The 16,957-nt window shown below is 57.1% G+C and carries 1 protein-coding gene (cut by a window edge); it reads right to left on the bottom strand.

What is annotated here, in order from left to right:
• Nucleotides 1-16,957, bottom strand: partial view of an autotransporter-associated beta strand repeat-containing protein gene (locus KDL09_RS00395; protein ID WP_294380180.1) — the 5' portion only. Its footprint begins 14,396 nt before the window's first position; 16,957 of the gene's 31,353 nt are visible here — the first part of the coding sequence; it begins with the start codon at nt 16,955-16,957; its stop codon lies off the left edge, out of view.

The raw sequence follows: 16,957 nt of genomic DNA, 5'->3' as shown, positions 1-16,957 counted from the left end.
CGGTCTGCGGCAGGATGGCGACAGTGGCACCGCTCTGATTCAAGGTGACCCCACGGGTGACATTGATCGTGTCGGTGCTGTTGGCGCCGCTTCCGATGTCAAAAGTCATGCGCACGGTCGGGTCCGCGTTGTTGGTGGAGCCGATGATCAGGCCTGCGGTCACAGAACCACCTTGAACAAGGTTGAAAGTGCCCGCCGAGTTGTTGTTTGCCATGCTGAAGTTCGACCCTGCATTCAGGTTCAGAATGGCTCCAGCCGCCGCCGTTCCGTTATTTCCCGCAATATAAGTGCCGGTGGTCAGCGCACTGAAAGTCGCACCGTTCGCCACAGTGATGGTCGTGTTGGCCAGTGAGCCCGTGGTGACAGCCAGTGTACCACTATTGACCGCAGTGGCTCCGGTGTAGGTGTTCGCGGCGGTCAACGCCCAAGTGTTGGTGCCGTTCTTTGTCACCGTGGTGGCCTGGGTGTTGTTGGCAATGATTTTGCCGAACGCGTTGAGGAGCGTGGCGTTCGCCGTTCCCGTCAATGTCAGGCTGCGGGCCTGATTGGCCGTTCCATAGCCAAGACCTGCGACGTTGGCGGATGTGATGGTGAGCGCACCCGAACCCGAGGCATCCACAGTCGCACCTCCGGCGCCGATGGTGAGAGAGCGGTTGGTGCTGGTGGTGGCGCCTGTATAGCGCAGTGTACCACCATTGAGAACAATGTTGCCCGCCGCGAAGCTGGCAGCTCCGATGCCGCTGACTGCGCCACCATTGCCCAAGGTGCTGATGCTGATGACACCTCCGTTGATCGTCGTGACACCGGTGTAGTTGCTCAGCACACCACTAAGGGTAAGTGTGCCGCTGCCTTCCTTGACCAACGAGAACAACTGGGACGACACCGAAGTCAGAACCCCGGAGAATTCAGTGCTGGTGTTGTCGCCACCCACGGTCAGGGTGGAGACCAGATTGGGGAAGCCGGTCCTCGAATCATGCGAGTTGGTGACAACGCCTGCACCAGCGAGTGATCCCACTCTCTCACTGCGGCCGGCCATGTCGAGCATCGCCCCGGCGCCAATGGTAAGAGCCGAACCGTCAGGAAGCACGCCGTCATTGGTGCCTGCCGCGAAGGTTCCGAGCACCAGGATGCCGTTATTGATGTTGGTGGATCCGCTCCACGAGTTGTTGCTGTTGGTGAGAACCAGGATGCCCGCGCCGTCCTTGGTAAAATTCACCCCGTTGGTGATTTGGCCGCTGATGTAACCGGTGGCCCATGGACTGTTGACCGAAATCGTGCGTGATCCGCCGCCAAGGTTCATACCACCCGTCAGCGAGAGGTCGTAGCTCAAATACCAGGTCGGACTGTCGCCGCCAAAAGCAAAGTCGCCCGCAAGAGTAACGGCATTGCCGACGACCGTGGTAAATCGCAAGGTGTTGGCGGTGTTCGTGGAGAAAGCCGGAAGGCTCATGGTAAAGATCTTATTCCCTGGATCGATGCTGGTGATGAACGTCCCTGTGCGGATCCCACTGCCAACCAATGCCTGACCAACCGTCAGGCCCAACCCGGAAGCGGTGTTGGTGCCATTGATGGTGACATTGAGAGTGTTGTTGGTAGTCGAAGTAGCAACCGCCAGGCGGTTTGCCGCCTGAATGGTTGGCTTGCTGCCGGGAGCACCGCCACCGATCGTCAGCACCCCGGTGCCGATTGCTCCATTGGTCAGCGCCCCAGGGCTTCCCAGCGTATTAATGCCGAAGATAAGGGTGCCGTCCCGCAGGTTGAACCCGTTCGAGTAGGTGCTGGCACCAAACAGAGCGAGCGCCCCGTCTCCCTCCTTGGAAATGGCGGCGCTGGTGCTGGAAATCTGCGAGGTGATGACCAGCCCCACGGGAGAGAGACCAGAGACGGTGATGACCGGCGCGGCGCCACTGAAATTGACCAGCGAGCGGTTCGCGGCATTGGTGGCTGCGGTGATACGCGGGGTTGTCCCTGCATTGTTGTTGACCACGTTGATGGCATTATTGGCGGTCAGATTCAGTGTGTGAAGGGCACCAGGAGCATTAAATCGAACATCCGGCTGAGTCGTGCCGCCTTCGCCATTGAAGGTCAGGCTGGCGAGGGTGGTGGTGGTGGCACCAGAGTAATTGGCGAAGCTGAGAACCGCTCCACCATTAAGCGTGACATTGCTGCTGGAGACGATCTGACCAGCATTGGTGTTCATGGACACCGTGGCATTGCTAATGACCAGATTTCCTGGAACGGAGATCTGCCCCGCGCTCTTGTTCAGGGTCAGCGTTCCCTGATTCACGTAGGTGGTGCCAGTGTAGTTGTTGGAAAGGCTGCCGGCGGTTGTTCCCAGCGTCAACGTGCCGCCACCGCTCTTGATGAGATCAAAGCTGCCAGTGATTTGCGTGTTAAGAGTGGTGGTGGCCTGATTGGTGAAGATGAAAAACTCGGAACTGTCCGAGGTCAGAGCCGATGCTGCATTGAACGAATTTATGGTGGTGCTGCCACCTGCGTTGGTGAGCAGGCCGGTCGTGAGGGTGAGTATGGTTCCTCCCGAGGTTGAATTACCCAGAGTCAAAGTGCCACCGCCTCTTCTCAACGAATTCAGCGTTTTGGACAGAGTCAGTGTCCGGTTGGAACTGTCATTGATGTTCCAAGTGGACTGCGTGTTGGAAGCAGTGAGGTCACCGCCATCATAGGAGGCGAAACGGTTGCCTCCCGCAAATACATTGCCACCCACGATGCTGCCGAGCGTGCCCACGCCCACACCGTCGAGATACGTCGCGAAGCTGTCTCCGTTCACCACAGCCCACCCACCAATCAGCTTGTTCGTAAGCTGCGACGCGGAGAACCCTTGGCCATTGACGGCGGAAATGAGCACCCGGGCATTGTTGTTGTTGCCCGTGCCCCCCATTCCCACATTGGAGACGAAATTCACAACGCCGTGATCTGCGGTGCCACGCAGCAGGTTGCCGATGGAAAGCTCCACCGCGCTGCCGGCGTTCGCAGAGGGGAACACATTTATGATACTGCCGCCCCCCTGAATGGTCACGTTGTCAAAGGCCACCGTGGTGTCGAACGAGCCACCACCTTGGATGGTGAATGTTCCGCCCTGCAGATAAAGCGGAACGCTTGCCGCCACACGAACTGGGTTTGAGTTGTCGAGCGGATTGAGCCCGCGGTTCTCCCACTGCAACTGAGAGTAGTTCACCGAAATCGAGGACGTGCCGGAAAGCGTTCCGCTGTCTTGAAGTGTAAGAGTGTTGGCGCGAACAATGGTGGCGCCGGTATAGGTGTTGGCATTGCTCAGGGCCAGATTGCTGTTGCCGTTCTTGGTCAGGCCTAGATTACCAGTCAGGCTGCCGCCGAAAACGATGCTGCCAGTGGTGGTTGTCAGCATGGCCGCAGTGGCGGAGTTGTTTGTGATTTCCCCACCTACTGGCAGGGCGTTGGCGGTGCCGAGCGTGCCGATCATCTGGCTGCCACCGTTGAGGTCGAGTTTGCCACCGTTCATGTAAAGGTTGGCATAAGCGGCAACGTTGGCAGTGGTGCTGAGATCCTGCCGAATCACCCCAAGAGTGTTGTCCATTCCGCCAAGGATGAGCGTACCGTCGTTCACGATGGTGTTGCCAAAATGATAGCTACGGGAACTCAGCGTCAGGGTGCCTGCACCCGTTTTGACAATGCCACCGGTGGCGTTCCAGATCGTGCTGGCGACGTTCAAATTCGTGTTCTCACCGATGGTATGGAAGTAGAGCCAGCCGCTGTAAGTACCGAGCCCCGGAGTCGTGATCCCAGTGTTGCCCTCAAAGGCCAAGATGCCCCCCGTCCGCACAAATTCGGTGAGGATGCCACCACCACCTGCGACAATATTTCCACCCCAACGAGTCTGGAGACCAAACGCCGCCTGGGAGTAACCCGCCGATGAGGAGTAGCCAATTCCACCCCCATCCAGCAGGCGCAGACTGTTGACGTTCGAACTAAACCCGTTGGTGATCGCACCGGTAGAGCTAAGGGAGAAATTGTCCTGCGAGGCATTCGCCAAGGTGGTCTGCATTTCATTGTTTGCCAGAGGCCGCACATAACCGGACACCGAGTCTTTGACGGCGAAAGCAGTCCCAAGCCCCGTGAGGGAATAATCCGCAATGATGTCGGGCCGGACAATCATCTTGAAGGTCCCGTTGCCATTCGCGGAGGTCGCCTGCCCCGCAATGTTTTGAAAATTGCCCACAGCCAGATTGGCAAATCCATTCTGGGCACCTGTAACTCCCACAGCGTTCATGTCACCGCGCAGCAGCAAAGAGCCTCCTGTGCTGATGCCGGAAAGCGTCGTCACGGTCAAGGTCACGTTGCGCAGAGCGTTTGCATCAAGATTGATCACCCCACCGCCATTGGCCACCGTCAGGGTGGTCAGCAGTTCTGAGGTATTGGCGCCGCTGTTGCCCAAGATGGTCAGCGTTCCACCACTGACATTGAGAGTGGAATTGACCGCCCCGGAAAGCGGCGAAGCCAGGCGATTGTTAACATTGGTGGTGACGTTGTCCAAAAGGAGCGTGCCACCTCTTTGAACGGTCTGCGTGGGCATCAGGGCCTTCCCCGCACCAGTGTAGGCCAGTGTACCTTGGGCAATGGTGACCGTGCCGCTGGATCCGCTCAGCGCATTCTGTGTGCCCGTTATGGACATCACGCCAGTTCCCACCTTGATGAGATTGACCGAGTTCGGCACGGCATCATTGAAGCGGTTGATCTGGCCGGAGAAGATGCTGTCGGCGTTGTTAAAACCAACCGACAACGTTTGCGAGTTGGCCACGCTGTTGAATACCGAACCGCTGCCCCCCAAAGACCCCCAGACAGTCGCCTGTCCGTTCAAGTTAAGAGAGGTTACGCTCCCGAGATTCAGGTCCGCGAAACGTGAACCGCTGTTGAAGGCTCCGGACTGTATGTTTCCCGCCGCCACGTTAAGCGCACCAGTGAAGGTGGACTGATTGATCTGAAGCACACCATCACCGTTTTTGGTGAAACCACCGGATGATCCCACCACCCCTCCCATGATCAAGCCAGGCGTCGTGGGTGCAAAGTTGGTGAAGGTGTTGAAGTCGTAAGTATTGACGGTGACCGTGTTTGCTGAAGTGCCTAGATCGATGCGTCCCACCAGCAGCGGCGCATTCGCCGGATTGAACGGATTCGAAACAATGCCGCCGGCGCCGATGGTGAGCAATCCCTCACCCGAACTGACCGTAGGAACGGTGGTGCCACCGCCGGTACCGTTGAAGACCAGTCCCTGCAGTGTTTGCTCTCCAGCGAGCACCAGCTGACCGGTACCATTGAGCGTGACGATGTTGCTCGAATCGATCACCCCGCCCAGGTTCTGAACAAGAATACCGCTGCCAGAATTGAAGCCACCATTGATGGTGATTCCCCCACCGGCAATCGAACCGGTCGAACCAATGATAAGCACCCCCCCGTTGACCACGGTGCCCCCTGTGTAGGTGTTGACACCGTTCAGCGTCAGATTCGCAGCTCCATCGCTGCCGGACATGATCATGCGCACGGCCCCGGTGCCATTGTTTGTAATGGCCGCATCAATCGTCACCGTGCGATTGGTTCCCCCATAGGGCAGCACATGAACATACAAATCACTCGCCGTGTTGAGCGTGCCACCGGTGATGGTGCCGTTAACAATGCTGATGTCTCGGTTGTCTCCACTATGGGCCAACAGAAGGCCGCCACCCTTAAGCGTCAGCTGATAGCCCCCCAAATCGACCGTAGTCTGGGCTGCGCCCGGATTGACCAACGCAAAGGTGTTCACCGTGGTGTCGCCATACAACGGCCCCACATTTCCCGTGGAACGAATGTTGTCCGTCTCCAGAGGAGCGTTGGCGCCCTGTCCGGTAAGCAAGTTGGTCGAGTAACCGGCAAAGCCCGTTTGATTCAGGCGACCGACTCCCAGAGTTGGAATGTAACTGGCAAATTCGCGATCCACCACGGCCCATGGTCCAATCAGGTTGTTGGTCAATCCCGCACCCACTGCGTTGGTGGTTGTGTCAACACCATTGAGTTCGCCAATCAAAATCCGGCCCACGCTGCCAATCAATCCAATGCCGTTGTCTGGGAAACGCGCCGTCGCTGTTGATCCCGGCGCACGTGACAGCGAAAGGATGTTCAACGTCGCCGAATTGATGCCAGTCCCACCATTGGCCGACTGGATCATGTTGTAGCCTTCCGCGAGAATCACATTGCCGACCGACTGCGATGTTTCCGTCTGGGCACGGCCAACATAGACCAGGCTGCCGCCACGCATTGTGATGTCCGCATTGATGTTCAAGCGGTTTGCCAACGCATAGTTCACATTGTCATCCAAGCGCAGCAGCGCGTAGTTAACAGCAATCGAACTCGTGCCCGAAAGCCTGCCGCCGTCCAGGAGGAGGTTGTTGCCGCCGGCGAACACGGTCGCACCCGTGTAAGTGTTGTCGTTGAGGAAGTTGTACTGTTGCGGGCTGCTTTTCAGGAAACTCATGGCTCCAGCACCCGACTCCTCCTTGATTACCCCTCCCCAGTTGAAACCACCATTGTCAGCCCCGAGAATGAGAGCTGCAGCGCTGACACTGCTATTGGTGAAGGTTCCTGCATTGCCTTTCAACGCCGCACCATCTCCGCGAGTCCCAAACGCAAACTGCGACGTTCCATTCAGGTCCAACGTGGCTCCGGGTGCCACAATCAAAAACTGGTTGGGAGTCAGCGTATTGTTACCTCCATTGAGTTTCACCGTGCCGGCATCAATCACAAAATTGCCAGTAAGCGTCTGACCGCTGACGTTGGCCACACCCGCGCGGTTGGCAGGTGCATTGATGATCAGAGTGCCGTCCAAATCTTTCACAAAACCACCAGTGCCATTGAGCAGACTGTTGCTGGTGAGCGTCGTCCCCCCAGCCACGGCCACATAGGCCTGAGCATTGAACTGAATGCGCAAAGGGCTGGTCGCACTCACGACACCCAAGGTGTTGTTGCCGCCAACATTCAAAATAGCTCCCGCGGTGAGGGAAAGTGTGGCCCCCTGAGTGGTGATGCCGTTGCCGATGATGATGCCGCTGCCGTTGATCTTGATGGCATTGGCCGTGCGATTCGTGGTCCCAGCAAAGGTCGGAGTAGCCGACACCTGCAGCGTTGCATTTGTTGTCGTCCCCAGACTGTCGATGTTATTCGAGGCATTGTAGGCGGAAAAGGCCTGGATGTTTCCAGATCCGCCGCTGCCGTTGTAGGTGGCGAAGTCCGTACCATTGACCAAAGCACGCTGGATGATGCTGTTGGTCATGCCTGGAGTCGTGCTGAAGGCAATCCGGTTGGTGGTGTTGTTGAGCGTGCCGGTGAAGTTGAGGCTGGAGTCACCGTTCAGGACCAAGTTGCTGAACGTCAGGGTGTTTGTGCCTGTGCCGGCCGCCAAGTTGATCACGTTGGTCTGGCTGCGACTCGTCGTCAGTGTCCCCAACACCTGAGCTGAACCTGCCAGGCCACTGACCGTAAGTTTGCCCCCCTGCAGACTGAGTGCACGCGCACCAGACATGTGAGCCAGCCCACCTTGGAGATCAAGAACCCCGTTGTTCCGAACAGTGATCGTTCCGGTTCCACCGATGGTCACGCCGGAGTTGATGATGAAAGTCCCCTCATCAATCGTCAGACCTCCCCCAAAAGACCCGCTGGTCACGCCCAGAGTGAAGTTGCCACTGCCCTGCTTGGTGATGGAACTCACTGCGCCAAATCCGGTGCTCGTCTTGCTGATGTTACCCGCCCCGGTGAAGGTGAGAGCCTGTGCACTGCTAAGCGCTCCAGAAAGGATCAGCGTGGCTCCAGCATCAGCACCAATGTAGGAGGCCGATCCCAAAGTGACAGCACCACTCATGGTGTTGGTTCCCAAAACAGCCTGTAGCGCTCCAGCACCATTGATGCCAGAACCGTTCAGGGTCACAGGTTCTGCTATCGTGTTTGTTCCAACCACTGCAATCTGCAGTGCAGCCCCTGTGCCGGTTACCACCGTGTTACCGGCGGTCGTGCCCAGCGCGCTGATGTTCGTCACTTTGACAGCACCAGATCCCACAGTCATCACGCCAGTCCAGGCACTGTTGGCGGCGGCAAGGACCAGCGTTCCATTGTCATTCAAGCGCAACGCATTGTTGGCCGATCCAAAAGCAAAGGCGGTGTTCAAGGTCAACGTATTGCCCGAACTAACTTCAATCGCATTGCTAGCCTTGTTCAGCTTGATCGTCCGACTTGTTCCAAAACTGCCGGTGGCGCGCAGGCCGACTCCCGTCGCTGCGTTGACATCGAGAATAACCTGATTGGCGCCATTCCCAAGCGCTCCGTCGCTGTCAACGGCAACAACACCAGCCTGAATGTCGATCGTCCCGGTGAAATTGTTGCCACTGTTGGTGAGGGCCAGGGTGCCATTGCCAATTTTGGTGATATCCGATGTGCCCGATAAGACGCCCGAGAAGGTCAGGCCCTGTATCACGTTGGAATTCGATGCATTGGCAACACTGATCATCTGATTGCTGCCCAAAGTGGCTGCACCGGTGAGTTCCAATCCATACCCGTTGTTGTTCGTAACCATCAATGGGCCGTTCATGGCAAAGGCGGCCATCTGCAGCGTCTTGTTTGATGCCGAGAGAAACAGAGGAGCGTATTTCGTCGCTGAACGACCGAGGGTAACATTGACCGGGCCGGCAGGAATCAGCGTGATACCCGTGGCGAGCACCTCTTTCGAACCCGTGCCGTTTCCGTCGTTGAGCAGCGCCAGATTTCCATCATTGAGGTTCAAGGTGATTGTATCTCCGGATTCGAGCGCGCCCAATGACAAGGTGCCCAATCCCGTTTTGGTGATCACAATGGCACCGCTGCCAGCACGCCGGATCGTGCCGCTCAGTGCGGCGGTCATGCCTGGATTGATGACATTGATCGTGACGGTGTTTGGCAGCGTGACGGTGCCGCTGAGTGTCAGGTTGTTGCCTGTGGGAGAAATGCTGTCGAATGCAAAATCCCCGTTGGCAGTGACATCGTTGCCGATGTTCCAGTTGCCATTGGCCAGGAGCGAGGTTCCCGCTGCCATCGTCAGCATGCCGGTACCAATAGGACCTGAAGAGACCTGTCCAAGCGTGCCGGAGTTGAAGACGCTGCTGGCACCAAAGAGAATGCCACCTGCTTGAAGATCCACCCCGCCATCAAAGGTGCTGGCCCCGCCGAGTTGCAGCAGTCCGTCACCGGTCTTGATGATACCTGTGCCCGCAGCACCTGTCAGATTGGCGGTGATGTTCAAGCCTGGGAGCAACGGCGCCAGATTCACATAAGTGCTGCCTCCATCATAAGTCACACGAACAGGATTGACGTTGACCGTGCGATCCGAGGAACCGAGATCCACCGTTCCAAGAGTCCCGAATGTCAACAGGCTGTTCCCTGTTGATGTGGCTGCAGCGGAGAGCGTCACCGTTTTGCCATCGCCGCTGATGGCCGTGATGTAAGTGCCTGAAGCAATGCCCGAACCAGTCACCACCGTTCCCAGGGACAGACCGGCGCTGCTGCCGACGACGATGTCGTTGCTGCCATTCACAATCTTGGTGACAAGCTGCCCGGTGGTGATTGTCGAGGTGCTCCCCAAGTTTGCCGAACTGGCGTCGATGTTCCCATTGAGCGTGAAGACACCTGTGCCTGCGAGCAACGTCGGGGTATTGCCGCCGGTGTTGTTAAAGATCAAACCACCAAGTGTCTGGTTGAATCCATTGAGCTCCAGCGTCGCTGCACCCAAAAGGGAAACGGTGGCTGTGTCCGCGATCTGGCTTGAACGACCCAACACCACGGTGGTGCTGTGTTCCTGGAAGGTGGTGCCAAGTGTGCTGGCGCCACCAGTAATGGTGACATCACCAAGACCAAATGCTCTTCCAACAGCAGAATTCAGCACAACAAAGCCCGAGTTAACATAGGTGCCGCCACTGTAGGTGTTGTTGCCGCTCAAGGTGAGTTCATTGGTGCGGAAGGCACTGACACCGGCCGTGCTGCCACGGCCCTCCGAGCCGTTGATGACGAGCGTCACGTTTCCGGTGCCGTTATCCACGATGTTCGCACTGACGTTCACGTCACGATTGTACACATTTGCCAGACCATTGATGTAGCCAATTGCATGCAGGTAGAGGTCGGCATTTCCGCTTCCGGCCGTAAGATTGCCGTTCTGGATATTGATCGGCATTTCAAGACTGCTGACAAACGCCTGGTTCGAAAGTCCAGTCACACTGATATACGCGTTGTCCACCAAGGTGATCGTAGTGCCAGAGATGCTGGCAACAGTTGATCCCATGAACGTTGAACCCACGATAAGCGATCCCGGAGGGGGGGCGGCCAACGTGACATTCTTGCTCCCGGTGGAACTGCCCGACACCGTCACGGCCGAACTGATGTCTGTGTTGTAGGGCTGACTCGAAGGTGAAGAGATGGTGGCATTGGCGTTGGCATTCAGAGTGATCGTAGTGCCGTTAATGGCACTGACCGTAGCTCCAAGAAGGGTAGATCCAATCGTCAGTGTGCCGGGCACGCTGGCAACGCTGACCACCTTGCTGCCAGTCGAACTGCTCGTGACTGACACGGAACCGGTCGTTGAGGTAGAATAAGTCTCAACCGAAGACGCCAGAATATTGGCGCTCGCATTCCCCGCCAATGTCACGTTGTTTCCATTGACGGCAGTGACAACCGAACCGAGCAAGGTCGAACCCACCACAAGGGTGTTGGGCACGCTGCCGAGTACCACTGCTGAACTGGAAGTCGAACTGCTCAGCACCTGGGCCGTGGCCGAGCTGAGATCGAACCCTTGGGAAGCAATGAGACCTCCGCTGTTCACATTGAGTGTGTGCCCACCCAAATCGAGAGTGGCCCGGCCGGACACGACCATCGCAAGACTGTTAACGGTGCGATCTTCGACAAGCGTTTCAGTTCTAGGCACCGTCAGGGTCGGATTGGCCGCACCGAGCGTGGTCGTGATGGTAAACTGCGTCGGGCTGAGGATCTGGTCGATCTGCGCACCAGCTGCAATGCCGTTGCCCAAGACAGGGTCCCCTGGGCTCAAGTCAGCCGTGCTGGACACCGTCAGAGTGTTGCTTCCCACAACGCCAATTGACGTGATGGTTGGGAAAGTCATCCGGATGTTGTCTGTGACCGTGCCATTATGAATGGTATTGGGAGAGTAGCCCGCATATCCTGCGCCATTCAGAGCACCAACCCCGGTGCCCGGAGTGTAGCTGGCAAAGTCTCGGTCAATCACCGCCCAACCCCCGATGATGTTGTTGATCAGACCATCCCCCACATTGGTTGTGGCGACCCCGTTCAGAGTGTTGAAAAACACCCTGGCGCGGGAATTGTCGAGCGTGCCGTCCACATTGAAGAATCGTAGTGTGCCGTGATTTCCCTGGACGAGGCTGGCAAAAGTGGCGGTGGAACTGTTGATTCCAGAGCCAGGCTCCGCCACGTCGATCAGGCTGTTGCCTTCCGCCAGCGTCAACGCCCCGAAATTCTCGAAACCCTCCATCGCGTTGCGCGCCCGATACTGGATTACGCCGCCACGCAGGAGAATCGGCGCCAGATCATTGATCCGGTTGTCAATCTGAGGGTTGATGACCGAAGTGGCATTGTTGTTCGAGAGCAGCAGCATGGCCTGACTGATCTCTATGAAGGATGTGCCGCTCAGAGTCCCCTCTCCCAGAAGTTGGAGACGACCGCCATTGATGATGGTGGCACCGGTATAATTGTTGCCGGAGTAGATGTTCCAACCTTGGAAGCCGTTTGCCGAATTGGAGAGCACCATGGCCACATTGCCGGAAATCGATCCAGAAAAGCTGCCGTTCGTGTTGACCAAGCCCAAAGTCGCCACGTTTGCCGGACCGATCAAGCTGTTCATCACCACGCCACCCGTGTCAGCAATCAGATTGGCGTTGCGTGCAAACGAGCCATCGATGCGCAGCCGGTTCAGCACCTGAACGCCGCCATTAAGATCGAGTTCCCCACCTTGGAGGATGAAGTCATTGTTCCAGAAAATGGTGTTGGTACCGCCGTCCAGTTTGAGCCTGCCCTCATTCACCCGGGTGATGCCGTTGTAGAAGTTCTGAGTTCCTAGAGTGAGAACACCTGCTCCAGCCTTGGTCAGACCGCCTGAGAAGGTGCTCAGGGTGCTGGTGATGTTCAGATTTCCCAAGGAGTGGACGATCATCTCGCGGTTGGAAGTGGTGGTGAGCCTGCCACCATCAATACCCACATTGCCGGCAAAGGCCAGCACGCCACCGCTGTCCAACACCAGCGTTTGTCCTGTGGTAATACTGACGCCGCCACCACTATTGAGGGTGAGCGAGTTTACCGTCATGCTGTTACCTGCCACCGACACGCCAAATCCCTGATCTGTGGACAACGAAATGTTCATGGGCGTCGCCACACCACTCTGATTGTTGGTCAGGGTGGTGATCATTTCAGCAGGGGTCAAGGCGCGCAGAATTCCCGTCACGCTGTCCGCGGTGGCAAAGGAAGTTCCCAAGCCGCCAATGGTGGAATCAATGATCGCATAAGGCAGGATGCCCTTGTTGGTAGTGCTGGCGGCTCCGATCTGCCCAATGAAAGCATAGCCAGCGCCAGTTGCTTGGATCGTGGCGACTCCTGTTCCCGCTGCGGATCCAAGATTGCTGCCACGAATGAGCACCGTGCTGCCAGAACCACGTGTAACCGCACCCGTCGTAAAATCCAACTGCCCCGAGGCGCCGACGGTCAGTGTAATGACACTTTGCCCCGTGTTGAAAGTCAGCGTTCCAGTGGTGGTTTCCTGGCTGGTCGCCGAACTCTTGCCAAGAATGTCAAGCCTGCCCCCATAGAGATTCAGCGAGCGATTGGCCAGACGGTTAATGGTGTTGGTGCCAGTGTTGTCGAGTTTGACCGTTCCACCAGGCATCGCAAAAACGGTGCCACTTCCAGCCCCCAGCGTGCCTGCACCGTTCACCGCCAGCGTCCCTTCATGGACATGAATGTTCTGCCCGGAGAACGCGTTGAGATTGGTCAGTTCCCAAGTGCCGGTGCCCACCTTGATCAAGGAGAAGACCCCGCTGGCCAAATTGCCATTGTAGAGGATGGTCCCGCTGATGGTACCGTTCCCTTCGCCGCCCAGAGCGAACCAAGAATCACGTCCGGTCCCGCTTGAGCCGACTCGCCCAATCATGGTGCCCTGGATGTCCAGGTGGGACCCCAGATCCACGGAAATCAGAGCTCCACGTGAGTTGTTGTCTGCGCTGGTCTCGCCATTGAAGAGGATAATTCCGGTCGAGATGTTGTTTCCAGACACGCTGCGCAGGGCACCGCCATCGTTGATACCGGCAGAGGTAACGTTGTTGCCAGGGGTGAACACCAGCATCTCCGGCACGGAGATACCGCCCGTCAGTTCAAGCGCGGCTCCCACATTGCCAATGAGCGTGGCCCCGGTCGCAGTGTTGTTGGAGAAATTGAACGAACCCACCCCTGATCCTGCACCACCCAACGCACCCGCGTTCTGCAGTCGAACCACCCCCTGGGCCACAGTCAGGTTTCCGGTCCATGCACCGGTCGTGGCAGCCTGAGCCTGAGTGAGCACCAAGGTGCCACGGTCGTTTTTCTGCAGATTGTTTGAAGCGGACGGAATCGTGAAGGCCGAGTTCATCGTCAGCGTATTTCCCGCAGTGACATCGACGGCATTGTTAATCTGGTTCAGAATGATCGTGCGACTGGTGCCAAATGTCCCGATCGCTCTCAAGCCCGCATTGGAGGTGGCGGAAATATTCAACCGGATCTGGTTGGCCGCGTCACCCAATGCCTGGTCACTGGCCACGGCCAAAACACCTTGGGAAACATCAATGAGAGGAGTCACCGTGATGGTGGGATTTGCCTGAGTGATGGTCTTGTTGATGACAAAGGTGGTAGCGTCAACGATTTGGGTGATCTCAGAACCCGACTGAATGCCCGCACCACTGATCTTCTGCCCAACAATCAGCGAAGCCGTGCTCGCAGTTTTCAACAGAGCGGTGCCCGAGGTTGCCGTGGTGCTCACGTTGAAGCCACCGCCAAAATTGTTACCCGTATTGGTCAGCGCCAAGGTGCCGCTTCCGGATTTGACGAAGGTGGACGCGCCCGAGACAACTCCGCTGAGTTCCAGTCCGGGCAGCAGATTCGAGGTGGTGGCATTGTTGACAATGAATGTGGGGGCGCCCCCGAGCGTGGTGTTTCCAGTAACCTCCAAACCATAAGCATTGTTGTTCACGACCCGAACAATTCCAGTCTGCAGGGAGAGCGTGTCGATCTGGGAAAGCTTGTTGCCGGCCAACGTGTAGTAGGGCGCAAAATCTGATCCCAACCGGCCCACTGTCAGAGTGGCATTGCCAAGAGCTGTAACTTTTAGATTGTAGTCGAAAGTTTCATTCCCTGCGGAACCATTCCCGTCGGTGCTCAGCGCCAAATTCCCGTTGCTGCCCAACAGGACGTTGTTGCCATTGAGCCCCTGCGGCCCTTCCACCCTGAGGATCGAGCCAGCGCCAACGTCCACATCCCCCAAAAAGCCGGAATTGTCTCCACGCAACGCTACAATACCACGTGCCGATGTATTGAAGTTAAAGTTGAGCAAAGGTTTAGCCAAGCCATAGGTCAATGCCACCGTGTCAGTGACGGTCGCAGGCTGGGAAATCGTGAACGAGGTGGGGCTGTCGACGGAAACAATCGTCGTGCCAGCGGTAATGCCCACCCCCGTGACAGTCACGCCAGGCGCCAGGCCCTCCGTGTTGGCTACCGTGACCGTAGAGCTAAAATTGGCGATCGCTGCCGCAGGAATCGTACCATTTAAACTGGTCGCCTCGACCCCCAGCAGGCTTCCCGCGTTCATCAGGGTGGAACGGATCAGCAGTTGCGTGTCAGCAGCGCCAGTGATCGCACTCCCGATCAACAGGGTGGCCGCCGGATCGGTGGTGGATCGGCCGGCAGAAATGGCATCCAGGGTCAATTTCAGTCCTGCATCAATCGACAGAGTTTTGCCGGTGCCACCCAACGTGGTGGTGGCAGCATTGACCACACTTTGGATTGTCGTGTTCTGCTGCACCGAGATCGAATTGGCAAACGTTGGTCCCGTCCCTGTCACCGTGGCCCCTTTCGAGTCGAGAACCAAACCGCCACCATTCAAGACAATGGACGCCTGACCAATGGGATTGTATGCGCCCGCCGCCGTGCTGCCCACCAGAACCAGATTGCTGCCCTGAATTTCAATCGTCGTGCCAGATCCGAGAGAGTTCGCATCCTGAGTGCCCCCGAAATACAAACGACCTGCACCCGTTTTGAGAATGGTCATATTCTGACCGCCGTCTGAGACCACCCCGTCAATAGCCACGTTTGCGTTGGAAGCCATCGTCACCGTGCCCGGCCCGTTCGTGCTGTCGCCAAACAGTGTCGGCGAGCCCACTGTACCACCGAACCGCAATGTCTGACCAAAACCATCAGAATTGCCCGTGATCTCACTGCTGACGATACCGATCGGACCAGGGACATCGATCGACGCAATCGACAATGTCACACCCGTGTCCAATTTCAGCGCGCCCAATTTTGCAGCCACGAAATTGGTGCCCACCAAGTTGATGCTGGCATCACCTGTCAAATGCACATCGTTGCCCAGATAAATCGCATTGCTGGCACCGGCAGCAGTGTTGGTCTCGGCCTGGGTGACGCCTGTCATCACCTGCCGCAAGTTGTAGAACTCAAACGGCGCCGCAGTTTCCTGGCCAAAGGTGTCAGGTCCAGACCAGTCAATTCTAATCGAAGCACCGCCCCCGCCTTGCACATAGTCCACCCGGATTTCGTGCTTGCCGGACGCCAATTGAACCGGCGCACTGGCCACCGTGCCTGTGCTTCCGTCTTTGTTCAAGACAAGCACCCCGTCGATGAAAATCCGTGAGCCGTCATCCGTGCCTGCGAAGAATGAATACTCTCCTCCGGTGATGACATCGAATTGCCCGATCCACTGCACCCCATAGTTGGTGGCTCTTGTAAGCACGTTGGCCTGGTTTTGATAATTGAGCGACGTGGCCTGCGAACCGTCCAACGCACTGATTTCAAGCGTAGGAGTCGTCGCCAGAGAAAGAAAATTGACCGTGCCGGGCAGAGGCTGCGTGTAACCTGTTGCGGTCTGGGTGAAATCCACGCGACTAGAGTCTCCCGTGCCTGTGGTGTTAAACAAACGCCCCGAGAAGCCGGTGAGGGCATTGCTAAAACCCTGAATCTCCAAAGTTGACCCGCCTTCAAGTGTAAGGGCGTTGGTGCCCAGCGGATTGGGGTTCGCAGACGATACAATCGCTTGGATCGTGACCTGGTTCTTGAGTGTAATTCCACCGGTCATTTGGTTGGCGAACGAATCCGAGTCTCCCAGAACCAGCCGGCCACCAAACACTCCGCCACCAGCGCCCAATTCCTCAAACTCCACCACCACGCCTTGATTACCTGCCAGACCCGTCTTGAGGATTGCTGTAATGTCTCCTGCATCCGAATCACCTGCCAGGGTTATCTTCGGCACCGTCAACGGATTCGAATCGCCATCATCAAGGGTCAGCAGGGTAAACTCATCCGCCGCTGTCAGGGTGAGATCGCTGTAAGCAAACCGCAAACCGCCTGCCGTGATGTTTTCCGTCAACGTCACCAAGCTTGGCCCGCCGTTCACAGGATCTCCGAACGAAGCAATATCGAAGTCCTGCCACACGTCGCCGCCGCTATCCACGGCAGACGTTGGATACCAGGTGGCGTCAGAAGTGTTCCAGTCGCCGTCATAAAGGGGATTCCCCACATCTCCAGGCTCCCCCCAGTAGACGGTCGCTGCTTGCAGGCTCATCGCAGGCTGAACAAAGATCAGCAGCGTCATGAACCAGCCAAGGAAGAGGCGATGATGGCGAAGTGTTTTCAT

The organism is Prosthecobacter sp., from assembly GCF_020439865.1.
In the GTDB taxonomy this organism is placed as follows: domain Bacteria; phylum Verrucomicrobiota; class Verrucomicrobiia; order Verrucomicrobiales; family Verrucomicrobiaceae; genus Prosthecobacter.
This window is presented reverse-complemented; position numbering and strand designations above follow the sequence as displayed.